Genomic DNA, 12,397 nt, shown 5'->3' on the forward strand with positions numbered 1-12,397 from the left:
GCACTCAGTTCTCCTTTATCCCTCTTCCCTTATAAATGTTTGAACTTAGGCGTTCTTTTTTCGATGAAAGCTTCAACACCCTCTTTTGCATCTGCCGTTAAGAAAAGTTCTCCGAAATGTTTGCTTTCTCTTGCTAAACCGTCTTCTAAGGTCTCATTATTTCCTTTTATCACACACTCGATTGCTCGTTTTACACTTGTCATACTTTTTCCATCAACAAACGATTTCGCAACTGTTAATGCGGTGGATAAAAGTTCTTCCGAGGGGACAACAACTTGTATAATATCAAGTGCTTGCGCTTTATCGCTCGTTATTTGTTTACTTGTAAGGATTAAATCTAGAGCTGTCGCTGTACTAGTCATTCTACTCAACCTCTGCGTTCCACCAAATGACGGGATTAAACCGAGTTTCAGTTCGGGAAGCCCGAAAACAGCTTTTTCTGAAGCAATCCGAAAATGGCATGCCATCGCTAACTCCATACCGCCCCCTAATGCCGGGCCATTAATAGCTGCGATGACAGGTTTCTGTAATGCCTCTATTTCATTACAAAGTGACTGACCTGCTTCTGACATTGCTAATCCCTTTTGTTCATCACCGAGGGCAGGTACGAACTCCTTTATATCAGCACCAGCAACAAAGAAACGCCCGGCACCTGTAATTATAATTCCCTGTATGTCTTGCATACTTGCTAAATCTTTAACTACTGTACGTAATTCTGTAATACATTTTGTAGATAAAGTATTTGCAGGTGGGGCGTTTATTTCTACCATTGCAATCTTACTTTCGATTGTCAAGGCTAAATGTTGATAATCCATTGAAATATCCTCCCTGTTCAGCTACTTGGAAAATCAAAGTTCGTTTCATTAGTCGTATCTTCCCAATCAAACCATCTTTCCGATACTGTTTTCATTTTTGTAAAGAAACGGGCAGTATCTGGACCAAACATTTGCCCATCTCCAAATCTGGAATCTTTCCACCCTCCGAAATTATGATAACCCACTGGAATTGGTATCGGAACATTGACACCAGTCATCCCAACTTCAATTTCTTGTGTGAATGCGCGTGCGGATCTTCCATTATTTGTGAATATCGTTGCACCATTACCTAATTGATGATCATTAATTAATTCTATTGCTTTTTCAAGGGTTTCAACTGGAACGATAACGCGAACTGGACCAAATACTTCTTCTTTATATATGTTCATATCAGGTGTTACATGATCTAACAGTGTTGCATCCAGGTAAAAACCTTCCTTATTTTCTACTTTTGGATTTCTGCCATCTACAACAATATTCGCACCTTCATTTACCGCTTCATCAATCGCTCGTAATATTTCCTGTTTGGCATCATTACTAATTAAGGCGCCAAAATCAGCATCCTTATCATCATACGAACCTGCCTTTAAAGCTTTTACCTTTGTTCTGAGCTTTTTGGTAAATAACTCAGTCGTTTTCTTTCCTACAGGCATCGCGACGGATATTGCCATACATCGTTGCCCCGCTGATCCATAAGCGGCTCCAACAAATGAGTCAACCACTTTATCAATGTCTGCATCTGGCATGATTACCATATGGTTTTTACCCCCACCAAAGGCAGCAACTCTTTTATGATGTCTCGTAGCCGTTTCATAAATCACTTCTGCCACCTTCGTAGAGCCGACAAAACTAACTGCCTTTACATCTTTGTGCATAACTATTGCGTTTACAGTATCCTTATTTCCGTTTACGACGTTCCACACACCATCCGGTAACCCTGCTTCTTCCCAAAGTTTGGACAAGAACAAAGCAGAATAGGGTACTTTTTCAGATGGTTTTAAAATCATTGCATTTCCAACCGCAACTGCCATCACACTCATTGCGAGCGGTATCATGACTGGAAAATTAAATGGTGAGATACATGTAACAACACCTAGTGGCTGTTTCATCGAGTAAGCATTTATATCCCCGCCAACATTAACAGAGTGTTCACCCTTTATTAGATGTGGTGCCCCAATTGCTAAGTCAACCGATTCTATTCCTCTACCAATTTCACCCTTGGCATCCGAAATTGTTTTTCCATTTTCTTTCCCAATTAATTTTGCTAATTCTTCGGTATGTTCTACTAACAATTCGCGAAACTTAAAAAGGATTTGAATCCTTGTACTAACAGAAGTTGCACCCCATTTTTCAGCCGCCTTTTTGGCCAATTGTACAGTTTCATCTACTTCTTTTATAGAAGCGTAAGGAACTGTTGCAATCCTTTGACCTGTTGAAGGATTATAAACATATCCGAATTTGTCATTTTCCCCCTTAACTTTCTGTCCGTTTATATAGTGGGTTACTTCATCGAGTGTTACCGTCCCCATTACCCAGCCCTCCTATTATAATTAGAATACTTTATAACGTGTTTTCCAATCAATTATTCATACTACATCATCTTAGGTTAGCATCTCGTTTTCAATCTGAATGCCGTTCATTGCGATATTTTTGTTTCTTGATTTGTTAACAAGAGATATAACGATGAGATATCCTTATCGGTATAGTTACTTATATTTTCTTCCAAATATTTTATAAGCGTGTTTCCTACAGGCAATTTTACACTAAGATTGTCAGATGCTTCCTTGGCAAGTTTTAAATCTTTTAGTAAGAGTGCGTTCGTGAAAGCTCCTTCGCCATATTCGTCTTGAGCAATAAAGTTTTTAAAATTTCGAGTAAAAGCAGCGCTCTGCCCGGTACATTTATCAATAACTTCATATATAATATCATGTTCCAGACCCGCCTGATCAGCTATAGATAAGGCCTCCGCAACGGCCTGTGAATGAATACCAAGCATAAGGTTATTAATTAACTTAACAATCGAACCTGAACCATGATCTTCCCCAACATGAAAGAAACTCTTTCCGATTACTTCAAAATACGGGAGGGCAAAATTATATACCTCTTTTTCTCCACCAGCGATAATAGTCAACGTTGCTGTTTCAGCTCCACTAACGCTGCCGCTAACAGGGGCACCCAGATACCTGATTCCTCTCTCTTGTGCAGCCTTTGCAATCTTTTGATTTAAGGTTGGTGAAATCGTGCTTAAATCTATTAAAGTCAAAGGTGTAACTGCATTTTCAATCAAACCATCCGTGCCTAAGTAAACATTCTCTACGATTTGAGGTGTTGGCAAACTCGTAAATATTATATTTGCTTTACTTGGTAGTGTTTCCACGGTATACCCTACCTTACCGCCAACTTGGGAAAATAGTTCCTCACTATTCTTGTTTACATCAACACCATACACAGTGTATCCAGCTTCTAGCAGATTCCTTGCCATTGGAAACCCCATGTTCCCTAAGCCTAGAAAACCTATCCTTTCCGTTTCCATTAAAATCACTCCTCACCTCATATGAAAGCGCTCTAATTTTTATAAATGCGGATACGATTATTTGAGCTATGTTTTAACTCCTTACAACATTCCCCATACAGTTTTTACGAATCTTTCAGACATTACTCTCAGCTGTTTTTTAAATAAAATAGCCCTGATGATCAACAGCTTCCATCGCTAGTTTCCGTTTTTTTGCAAATAAATTTGTATAAAGAGGTACTGGTAAGGCTTTTATTTCATCGAATATTCTTTGTTTAGCTGACTTATCTGACACAATAGATGCAATAATCGATACCGTTGCTCTTTCTATATTGCGGTAGCCTTCTTCACATAATGTTTCTGTAATCAGTTTTTGGATTGACTGATTAGTTGCGGCTTTCTCACAACGTAACACTGCTGCTTTCATCACATATAATTCTTGAATAACATCTGCTAATAGACGTGAACATTCCTGTTCGTTTTGAAGCATTTCTTTATCCAAGTTAAGTAAAGTCTTCATAATGATTAATAGTAAACTTTCCGACGGCTGGACAAAGGATTTATCCCCTTGTTGATCAATTCGTTCCACCTGCCCGATTAGCGATGAATCTTTTTCATATTTATTTAAAAAGAACTTTGTAATGGTTAATCGATTAATTTCATTCGTTCCTTCAAAAATTCTATTGATCCGCACATCCCGATATAATCGCTCTATCTCGTAATCCTGCATGTAACCATAACCGCCATGGATTTGTAATGATTCATCCACGATCCAATCCAGTTTTTCTGATGCGTATACTTTATTAATTGCACAATCCATCGCAAAATTAGATAATTTTTTTACTATATCTTCGCCACCCTCAAGGTGTGAATCAATTTGGTCTAGTAAATTAGCTGTATAGTAAGCAGCGCTTTCCGCACCATATATAGCGACTATCATATTAGCAATTTTCTCTTGAATCATTGTAAAGTTAGTAATGGGTTGTTGAAATTGGTTACGTTCTTTTCCATAGTTAACCGCTAGCTCCAGGGATTGTTTCGCGGTACCAATATTCGCAAATGCTAGCTTCAACCTAGCTAAATTCATAATATTAAGTGCAATATGATGTCCTTTTCCAACCTTGCCTAATACATTTTCTTTTGGGATACGTACATCTTCTAAGATAAGTGTCGCAGTAGAAGAGCCTTTAATTCCCAGCTTATTTTCTTCAGGTCCAATTGAAACACCTGATAACTTTCTTTCTATAATAAATGCGGTCATACCCGCAGCCGTTTTCGCAAATACAACAAAAACATCTGCTACATGAGCATTCGTGATCCATTGTTTCTCACCATTTAAAATCCATTCTTCAGATTCCGTATCCAGTATGGCTGTTGTATTTGCAGCTAAAGCATCTGAACCAGAACCAGGCTCTGTTAAAGCATAAGCACCAATCCACTCCCCCGAAGCAAGTTTACTTACATAGGTTTCTTTCTGTTCTTCTGTACCAAAATATACATATGGTAATGTGCCAGCACCCGTATGTATATTAAAAGCAACACTAAACGATCCCCCAAAACCCATTTTTTCAGCAATTAAACCAGCCGTTTTTTTCCCCATTGCCAATCCCCCATAGGCTTCTGGGACATCCGCACCAAGCAGTCCTAGATCACCCGCCTGTGAAAATAACTGTTTTATGGCCTGATAATCATGGGCCTCTAAATCATTTAATCTCGGGATTACGTTTTTTTCAAGAAACTGTTCAATTGTTTTAGCAATGAGTGTCTCCTCTTCGCTCTTTTCCGAAAAACAAGATGGCGTCGCATTGGGAAAAATTGATTGACTGTTAGAAAGAGACTGGTTCCTTCCCATTTTCTTCCTCCTCACTTATTCATCTTCCTAGCATAATTGTCTCAGCGGTCATTCCATCGCACAAAAACTGGATGAACATGAATACAGGGGATTGTAACTGCCGAGATATTTTTACACTGTTACGCATATCAGCTAAGCCGCAATTGAAAGTCAAGTAAATTCAGTCTAGGGTTAGTACATATAGAAATATATTTAATGAACCCTATTTTGCCCTCTTTGACCCCTTTCTCCCGTTAGAAATACATGGCCTCACTGTAAATGATTATTATATTTGGATAATTCAATTGTATAAGTAAATATAAAGTAAAGAAAATATATATTTTTGATTGTTAGCCATAGATTTACTCAATATCACAATGAACACTGAGATTATCATTGCAAGGCTACATAAACAATTCAAATGAAGGGAAGTAAAACAAATTTGGATTTCTTATAAAAATCTGTATCAAAAATCCGGCGTCACTCGAATATAAGTTAAAATCCAGTTCATCACTGCTATTTAACAATGATGACTGGATTAGTCGCTGCTGATGTTTTATGAACCATTCACTTTGTTTACTTCAACTTTTCCTGCTTCTTTCTTTTTCCAGATTCCTTCTAATTGTTCCAATGATTTACCTTTTGTCTCTGGTATCATTTTCCATACAAAGATTGCGGAAAGAACACTCATCAAACCATAGAATCCGTATGTCAATGGGCCACTAAATTCAATCATCGGTGGGTACGTCGATGAAATGAAGAAGTTTGCCGCCCACTGTGCTGCAACTGCAAATGCCATAGCTTGTCCTCTAATTTTATTAGGGAATATTTCGGATAAGAGTACCCAACAAATAGGACCCCAGGACATCATAAAGGAAGCTGTATAGAAAATGATGAAGATTAATGTCCAGATACCAAACATGCCATTATAGGAAAGTAAAGCAACCCCGAACATTCCGATGGCCATACCAATAGATCCTATCATTAATAATGGTTTTCTTCCCAATTTATCTACTGTCTGGATAGCGATCACGGTGAAGATAACGTTAATCATTCCCATGATTACCGTCTGCATCATGGAGGCATTTTGGCCAGCACCCATGCTTTCAAAAATACGTGGTGCATAATATAAGGCTACATTAATACCTACAAACTGTTGAAATACGGAAAGTAGAATACCTACAACGATAACAGTCTTACCATAAGAAAACAGTTTACCAGAAGCGGCTGATGTACTTAATGATTTATTAATTTCAGTTAGTACCGTTTTCGCTTTTTCTTTAGAGCCATTAATTTTCTCTAAAACCTTGTAAGCATGATCACCTTTGTTTTTTGATACTAAATATCTAGGTGTTTCTGGAACATAGAATAATAAAGCAAAGAATAATAATGCTGGTATCGCTTCTGAAGCAAACATGAATCTCCAGCCAATATCATTGACCCATGCTGTTGGTTGACCTTTCGCAATACTCCAGTTAACAAAATAAACAACCAACTGACCAAAGATTACAGCAAACTGGTACCAAGATACGAGCTTTCCACGAATTTCTTGAGGAGCAATTTCACCAATATATGTGGGAGAAATCGCAGATGCCATCCCTACTCCAATACCTCCGATAATTCGGTAGATATTAAATGTAATAAGTAAACTGATACTTGGTTCACCGATATTAAAAAACAAGAATTCTGGATAAGCTGACCCTAATGAAGAAAGGAAAAATAAAATTGCAGCAATAATTAATGAATTTTTCCTTCCCAAATTATTAGAGAAATAACCAGATATTAAACCACCTATAATACAACCGATTAATGCGCTGGATACTGTTAAGCCATGTACCAAAGAGCTTAAACCAAGACTGTCAATCAAATATAATTGGATTGATTGCTCAGCACCGGAAATAACTGCTGTGTCATAACCAAACAGTAATCCACCTAGTGTTGCAATCAATGTAATTGAAATGATGTAGGAGCTATTATATGATTTAGTATTCGTTTTCATAATGAGCGATCAGAGCATTCCTCAGGTGGCTCTGACCCTTATCTCCCCTTTCTGAACGCGATTTTTAAAGACGATTAGTTGTCTATACGAATGCTCCAATCTAATGTCTCATCTGTATTAGATTTTGATTCAATGATTTTGTCGCTGCATAAACTTCCTGATAAAGCTTGTATAACAATTTATATTTCTTCACATTCTTTTTAATTGGATAATAAATTTTATCTTCTTTTAAAAACTGTTCAGCACAAGTCTTCAGAGAATCAAACCAACCACACCCTACAGCAGCAAGCATAGCCGCGCCAAGACCAGGCCCTTGTTCACTCTCCAGTTTCACAACTTCAGCATCGAACACATCCGCTTGCATTTGCAACCAATCTTCATTCTTTGTTCCGCCACCAATAGAAATAACCCGATTAATTTCTCTCCCATTTTCACGGAAAATTTCCACCGATTCGTTTAACGAGAAAGTAATTCCCTCCATCACGGCACGGGCAAAATGTTTTCGATCATGGGAACTGTCCATTCCAATAAAACTTCCTCTTATATTTGCATCAACATGAGGTGTCCGCTCGCCCGAAATGTATGGGGTAAATAAAAGGCCATTCGATCCTGGCTGTACATGTTTTACATCTTTTAATAATTCATCAAAATCTACATCCTTGGCAAATGTATCTTTAAACCAAGTTAAACTGTGACCTGCCGCAAGTGTAACTCCCATGGTATAAAAAGCATTTGGTGCTGCATGATTAAAGTAATGAACTTTCCCCGCAAAATCCTTATCACCACTTGCTTCGTAGGTTAAGACAACCCCGGAGGTTCCGACACTGACCATTGTTTTTCCTTCTTCTAGGATACCGGCGCCGATTGCCCCACAAGCATTGTCAGCTCCGCCTGCGAAAATACGTGTAGATGCAGCAAGGCCCGTGCGCTCAGCATATTCTTTAGAAATTGCTCCAACCTCTTCATGAGATGCTACTAATGGAGGACAAATTTTACGATCAATACCTAACAAATTACAGATTTCCTCACTCCAGTTTTTCTCAGAAACATTTAATAAAAGTGTACCTGTAGCATCGGAATATTCCATTTGCAGCTTACCTGTGAGCTTGTACCTGACATAATCTTTCGGCAAAACAAACGTAGCTACCTGATCAAAAATTTCTGGTTCATGTTTTCTCACCCATAAAATCTTAGGTAAAGTAAACCCTTCCAAAGCAAGGTTTTTTGTAATGCTTAATAAACGGTCTTTCCCAACCTTCTCATAAATCTCTTTGCACTCTGCCGTGGTACGAGTATCATTCCAAAGAATCGCGGGGCGTAATACTTCATTATTTTGATCTAACAAAACAAGCCCATGCATTTGCCCGGAAAAACTAATTCCTTCAATATCTTTTGGATCACCTGCAAAATCCTTTAGGAGATCAGACAGCCCTCGGACTGTCTGACGCACCCAATCATCTGGATTTTGCTCACTGTACCCTGTCTTTTCTTGAATTAGGGAAAAGGATTTTGAAACTTCTTGAACAACATCCCCCAGTTGGTTAACGAGGAGGATTTTCACTGCACTTGTTCCTAAATCAACTCCAATAACGTATTTCATAGGAATACCACCTCATTTATCATTCAGCTATGCCCTACTTTTCCGCATATGCTGTTAATAGATACTGGTTGATCGTTGTTTTAATTTGCTCTTCACGGCCAGATTTATTTTTAATTTCCGTTAAACCTAATGCATGTTCTTCTAATTTATGGAAGTCTGTTTTACCGTCTACAATATCTTTTCCGATTCCTTCTGTAAAACTGCTGTAACGGTCTTCCACAATATTTTCAAGCACTTTATCATCTAATAACTTCTGAGCAACTTTTAGTCCAACTGCAAAGCTATCCATTCCTGTTATGTGAGCATGGAATAAATCTTCCGGTTCAAAGGAACCTCGACGCACTTTCGCATCAAAATTCAATCCCCCTCGTCCTAAGCCACCATTTTTCAAAATTTCGTACATCGCTAGCGTTGTAGAGTATAGATCGGTCGGGAATTCATCCGTATCCCAGCCTAATAGTGGATGACCTTGGTTCGCATCAACAGAACCTAGGACATTATTGATTCTTGCATAATGTAATTCATGTTCGAACGAGTGACCAGCTAGTGTTGCATGGTTTGCTTCTATATTAAATTTAAATTCATTTTCAAGACCATAGCGCTGCAAGAATGCATAACCACTTGCTACATCAAAATCATATTGATGGGTAGTCGGCTCTTTTGGCTTTGGTTCAATTAAGAATTGAGCATCGAAATCAATCTCTTTTGCATAATCGACAGCCATATGGAAGAAACGGCCAAGGTTGTCTAACTCCAATTTCATATCTGTATTCAGTAATGTTTCGTATCCTTCGCGGCCTCCCCAGAACACGTAGTTTTCAGCACCTAATTCTTTACCAACTTCTAATCCTTTTTTAACCTTAGCTGCAGCGTAGGCAAATACGTCCGCATTATTACTTGATGCCGCACCATGTACGAAGCGTGGATGCGTAAAATTATTCACTGTATTCCAAAGCAGTTTTGTTTTGCTATCTTTCATATAATCTTTAATCATTTCAACGATCGTATCTAAATTTTTATTAGATTCTCGTAAATTACTTCCTTCCGGCGCAATATCGATATCATGGAAACAGAAATATGGTACATTCAGCTTTTCAAAGAATTCAAATGCTGCTTCTACTCGTGCCTTCGCTAAATCCATCCCGGTATATTTATCCCAGGGGCGGAGAGCAGTCCCTACTCCAAATGGGTCGGACAGATCTTCCGTAAATGTATGCCAGTAAGCTACTCCAAAACGTAGGATTTCTTCCATTGTTTTGTCACCAATTTTTTCTTCCGGGTTATAGAACTTAAAGGCTAAAGGATTTTTCGAAGTCGGCCCTTCAAATTTAATTTTGTCAACGTTTGCAAAGTAAGTCATTATGATAATCTCCTCTCAAATTTTGTAAGATGCATAGAAATAATTCGCATCTTTGTTTAACCTATAAACTAAGATTATCACTATGTGAAATCGTTGTCAAATGAAAATTTATTAATTATAGCACTTATACGTGATTATGTTATAGTTAAATATACAATTTAATAAATCTTAGTATAATGATTAAACTTTCTTTAAAAAATGATTTAGAAGATATAATAATATGTTATATTGTTTATATTGATAATTAAGGAGAATAATGAATGAAGTTACTACGAACCGGAGATCAAAGTCTTGTAAAGAAAATTAATAAATCAATTGTTTTTCAAACAATCAAAAATAGAGGGCCTATTTCCCGAGCACAGGTAGCGAAGGAAACTGGATTGAACAAAGCGACGGTGTCAACGATGGTTGCTGAACTGATAAAAGAATCCTTTGTTCAAGAAATTGGTGCTGGAAAGTCCAGTGGCGGCAGAAAGCCTGTCATGCTTTATTTCAATCACACTGCAGGATACTCGATTGGAATTGATTTAGGTGTTAATTATGTTTTGGGAGTCCTAACTGATTTAAGCGGAAATATTATCGAACAAACAACGATTGGGCTACACTCACTAAGCATTGACGATGTGACAGAAAATATTTTTTCCGTTATTGAAAAACTGATTCGTAACACTCCCGAAAGTCAGTATGGGGTTATCGGAATAGGAGTCGGTGCACCTGGACAAATAGATCCTAACGAAAAAATACAATTTGCCCCAAACTTGAAGTGGAAAGATGTTGATTTGAAAAGAATAATTGAAGAGCGCTTTTCCATTCCAACTTTTATAGAAAACGAAGCAAACGCAGGGGCTTATGGCGAGCAGTTGCACGGCGCAGGTCAGAACCTGCCAAATCAAATCTACATTAGTATTGGAATAGGAATTGGTACAGGAATCGTTATCAATAATCAACTGTATAAAGGATCTTCGGGAATTTCCGGAGAAATGGGGCATTTTACAATTGATTCGTCCGGTAGAAGATGCTCTTGTGGTAATCGCGGATGCTGGGAATTATATGCTTCCGAAAGTGCATTTATAAATATGGCAAAACAACACAATGTTTTAAATGAAGATGTTGATGTGGAATTTGAATTGGACTATCTATTCGAAGAGGCACAGAAAGGTAACGGAGAAGTATTACAGTTATTAAATATATTGGGGGAATATATAGGAGTCGGTATCACCAATATCATTAATACATTTAATCCAGACGCTATTATTATTGGTAATAGGATGGCTCGGTTTAAGAATTGGCTCATGAATCCAATTGACCGGATCCTTGAAGAACGATTATCCGTCTATCATCATCAAAATACTGAAATTCGTTTTTCAACCCTTGATAATTTATCAACCGCGTTAGGTGCTACTTCGATTGCGATTACCAACTTTTTCTCAGAGAATAAAATAACTAAAGTATAACTGAAAAAAGCTAGAGAATCCTTATCCATCGCTATTATCAAAAATAATGACATCCACGCAAATTTCATGAGATAATAAAATAACAACTTTAGAGATTGGAGATTTTTCTATGAGATGTAAAATTAATCGTAATGCAGCGAAGGAATTAAATAAGATTCGTGCAACTGAGGAAGCGGAGGGTAAAATGATTCGTGTATACATTACAGAAATGCACGGTAATCATGCTCATTATGGCATCAGCCTTGACACACCAAAAGAACATGATGAAATCGTGAAAACAGATAAGGAAATCGATATATTACTTGATAGCCGTGAAGATTTTCTTGATGGTATTTTCATTCAATATTTCTATGTCGGCGACCATCCAGGATTTACGATTACGAATCCGAAAAAAGGTGGACATGTCCATCATTAAGAGTTAGCAAATAGAGTAGGTGCATGAGTGATTCATGCGCTTACGCATACAAAAAAGGAAGAGTGATACTTACTCACCCTTCCCTTTTTCATTTCATATTTCTAACATTCAGTGGGGAGGTAAGCCTCCACTGAATGAAGTTTCACTTTATCGTTCAATCGCATCTAGGATTCTCTCCGGGTCAAACCCAAGAATCCATTTTCCATTGATTTCTGTTTGAGGAACTCCCATTTGTCCCGTTTGTTCAACAACCTTTTGCATCATAGTTGGATCGTTCTCAACATTCACTTCCTTGAAAGGAATATCTTTTTCATCTAAGAAATCTTTAACCATTTTGCAATAAGGACATTGTGTTGTTGTATACACCGTAATATTAGTTTCCATTATAAAACCTCCATTTTTTAAGTTGCA

Annotated in this window: 10 protein-coding genes; 2 read left to right on the forward strand and 8 right to left on the reverse strand. The window is 37.7% G+C overall.

The features are described 5' to 3' along the window. Nucleotides 1-29: 29 nt before the first annotated feature. The 7 genes from WKU33_RS06215 to xylA all read right to left on the reverse strand — a co-directional run bounded on the left by WKU33_RS06215 (nucleotide 30) and on the right by xylA (nucleotide 10,117). Entirely contained in the window at nucleotides 30-815 is a 786-nt protein-coding gene (locus tag WKU33_RS06215; protein WP_340453708.1) for an enoyl-CoA hydratase-related protein, read from the reverse strand. Nucleotides 816-832: 17 nt separating this feature from the next. Beyond that, nucleotides 833-2,344 carry a CoA-acylating methylmalonate-semialdehyde dehydrogenase gene (locus WKU33_RS06220; protein ID WP_340453710.1) on the reverse strand — a complete coding sequence of 504 codons (1,512 nt, stop codon included), beginning with the start codon at nucleotides 2,342-2,344 and terminating at the stop codon, nucleotides 833-835. A gap of 107 nt (nucleotides 2,345-2,451) precedes the next feature. Next, nucleotides 2,452-3,348, reverse strand: coding sequence for an NAD(P)-dependent oxidoreductase (locus WKU33_RS06225; RefSeq protein ID WP_340453712.1), 897 nt, complete (start codon nucleotides 3,346-3,348; stop codon nucleotides 2,452-2,454). A 139-nt stretch (nucleotides 3,349-3,487) separates the two neighbouring features. Next, nucleotides 3,488-5,179, reverse strand: a complete 1,692-nt coding sequence (locus WKU33_RS06230) for an acyl-CoA dehydrogenase family protein (RefSeq protein WP_340453714.1) — start codon at nucleotides 5,177-5,179, stop codon at nucleotides 3,488-3,490. Nucleotides 5,180-5,714: 535 nt separating this feature from the next. Then, nucleotides 5,715-7,157 carry a D-xylose transporter XylE gene (xylE, locus tag WKU33_RS06235; RefSeq protein WP_340453716.1) on the reverse strand — a complete coding sequence of 481 codons (1,443 nt, stop codon included), beginning with the start codon at nucleotides 7,155-7,157 and terminating at the stop codon, nucleotides 5,715-5,717. 100 nt (nucleotides 7,158-7,257) lie between these two features. Continuing rightward, complete coding sequence (gene xylB / locus WKU33_RS06240) at nucleotides 7,258-8,757, reverse strand: xylulokinase (RefSeq protein WP_340453718.1); 1,500 nt, start codon at nucleotides 8,755-8,757, stop codon at nucleotides 7,258-7,260. A gap of 34 nt (nucleotides 8,758-8,791) precedes the next feature. Continuing rightward, nucleotides 8,792-10,117 (reverse strand): xylose isomerase, encoded by a 1,326-nt coding sequence (gene xylA, locus WKU33_RS06245; protein WP_336252962.1) that lies wholly within the window; start codon nucleotides 10,115-10,117, stop codon nucleotides 8,792-8,794. Nucleotides 10,118-10,377: 260 nt separating this feature from the next. Here xylA and WKU33_RS06250 point away from each other — a divergent pair, with 260 nt between their 5' ends. Continuing rightward, nucleotides 10,378-11,571, forward strand: coding sequence for an ROK family transcriptional regulator (locus WKU33_RS06250; protein ID WP_340453721.1), 1,194 nt, complete (start codon nucleotides 10,378-10,380; stop codon nucleotides 11,569-11,571). 109 nt (nucleotides 11,572-11,680) lie between these two features. Further along, on the forward strand, nucleotides 11,681-11,986 hold the full coding sequence (locus tag WKU33_RS06255; RefSeq protein ID WP_340453723.1) for an iron-sulfur cluster assembly accessory protein: 306 nt from the start codon (nucleotides 11,681-11,683) through the stop codon (nucleotides 11,984-11,986). A 147-nt stretch (nucleotides 11,987-12,133) separates the two neighbouring features. Here WKU33_RS06255 and WKU33_RS06260 read toward each other — a convergent pair whose 3' ends face one another. Further along, nucleotides 12,134-12,370, reverse strand: a complete 237-nt coding sequence (locus tag WKU33_RS06260) for a glutaredoxin family protein (protein WP_340453725.1) — start codon at nucleotides 12,368-12,370, stop codon at nucleotides 12,134-12,136. Nucleotides 12,371-12,397 lie beyond the last annotated feature (27 nt).

The sequence above is a fragment of the Oceanobacillus sp. HCA-5259 genome (assembly GCF_037892815.1).
Lineage (GTDB): Bacteria > Bacillota > Bacilli > Bacillales > Amphibacillaceae > Oceanobacillus > Oceanobacillus indicireducens.

What these genes read in the sequence shown, in the direction of transcription:
- WKU33_RS06225 (WP_340453712.1), bottom strand. Translation starts at nt 3,348, where the DNA reads ATGGAAACGGAAAGGATAGGTTTTCTAGGCTTAGGGAACATGGGGTTT.
- xylB (WP_340453718.1), bottom strand. Translation starts at nt 8,757, where the DNA reads ATGAAATACGTTATTGGAGTTGATTTAGGAACAAGTGCAGTGAAAATC.
- WKU33_RS06230 (WP_340453714.1), bottom strand. Translation starts at nt 5,179, where the DNA reads ATGGGAAGGAACCAGTCTCTTTCTAACAGTCAATCAATTTTTCCCAAT.
- WKU33_RS06260 (WP_340453725.1), bottom strand. Translation starts at nt 12,370, where the DNA reads ATGGAAACTAATATTACGGTGTATACAACAACACAATGTCCTTATTGC.
- WKU33_RS06255 (WP_340453723.1), top strand. Translation starts at nt 11,681, where the DNA reads ATGAGATGTAAAATTAATCGTAATGCAGCGAAGGAATTAAATAAGATT.
- xylA (WP_336252962.1), bottom strand. Translation starts at nt 10,117, where the DNA reads ATGACTTACTTTGCAAACGTTGACAAAATTAAATTTGAAGGGCCGACT.
- xylE (WP_340453716.1), bottom strand. Translation starts at nt 7,157, where the DNA reads ATGAAAACGAATACTAAATCATATAATAGCTCCTACATCATTTCAATT.
- WKU33_RS06215 (WP_340453708.1), bottom strand. Translation starts at nt 815, where the DNA reads ATGGATTATCAACATTTAGCCTTGACAATCGAAAGTAAGATTGCAATG.
- WKU33_RS06220 (WP_340453710.1), bottom strand. Translation starts at nt 2,344, where the DNA reads ATGGGGACGGTAACACTCGATGAAGTAACCCACTATATAAACGGACAG.
- WKU33_RS06250 (WP_340453721.1), top strand. Translation starts at nt 10,378, where the DNA reads ATGAAGTTACTACGAACCGGAGATCAAAGTCTTGTAAAGAAAATTAAT.